The sequence below is a fragment of the Winogradskyella psychrotolerans genome (assembly GCF_018860545.1).
Classification (GTDB): domain Bacteria; phylum Bacteroidota; class Bacteroidia; order Flavobacteriales; family Flavobacteriaceae; genus Winogradskyella; species Winogradskyella psychrotolerans_A.
In genome coordinates this window covers 1-759 of the sequence record NZ_JAHKPN010000024.1, presented here as the reverse complement: position 1 = coordinate 759, position 759 = coordinate 1, and the positions used below count along the sequence as shown (strand labels likewise).

1 pseudogene is annotated in these 759 nt (G+C 40.3%); it reads right to left on the bottom strand.

Going from position 1 to position 759, the window contains the following annotated elements:
* Nucleotides 1–759: pseudogene (locus KO515_RS09145) on the bottom strand (T9SS type B sorting domain-containing protein); the annotation flags it as partial.

Sequence of the window (759 nt, the reverse complement as noted above, 5' to 3'; positions counted from 1 at the left end):
TGGAACAAGTATCAGGAGCTGTTCCTACTTCATTATAAATGTAAATGGTCTGTGTTGTTGAAATGGTATCACCAGCATTAAGTTGAGTGCCACCACCATCTGTAGCGGTATAATACTTACCATCAGTTAAGGTAGGTAATGTATAATCTGAACATACCGTTTGGTCTGCAAGTGTATCGACATTTGGTGTTCCGCTTACTGTTACTTCAAAACTACTTTCGTTGGAACAAGTATCAGGAGCCGTTCCGATTTCATTATAAATGTAAATGGTCTGTGTTGTTGAAATGGTATCACCAGCATTAAGTTGAGTGCCACCACCATCTGTAGCGGTAAAATAATTACCATCAGTTAAGGCGGGTAACGTATAATCTGAACAGACCGTTTGGTCTGCAAGTGTATCCACATTTGGTGTACCACTCACAGTCACTTCAAAACTGCTTTCGTTGGAACAAGTATCAGGAGCCGTTCCTACTTCATTATAAATATAAATGGTCTGTGTTGTTGAAATAACATCACCAGCATTGAGTGGTGTTCCAGTACCATTAGTACCCGTAAAATAATTACCATCAGTAAGTGCAGGTAATGTATAATCTGAACAGACTGTTTGGTCTGCAAGTGTATCGACATTTGGCGTGCCACTCACGGTCACTTCAAAGCTACTTTCGCTAGAGCAGGTATCAGGAGCCGTTCCTACTTCATTATAAATGTAAATGGTCTGTGTTGTTGAAATGGTATCACCTGCATTAAGTTGAGTGCCAC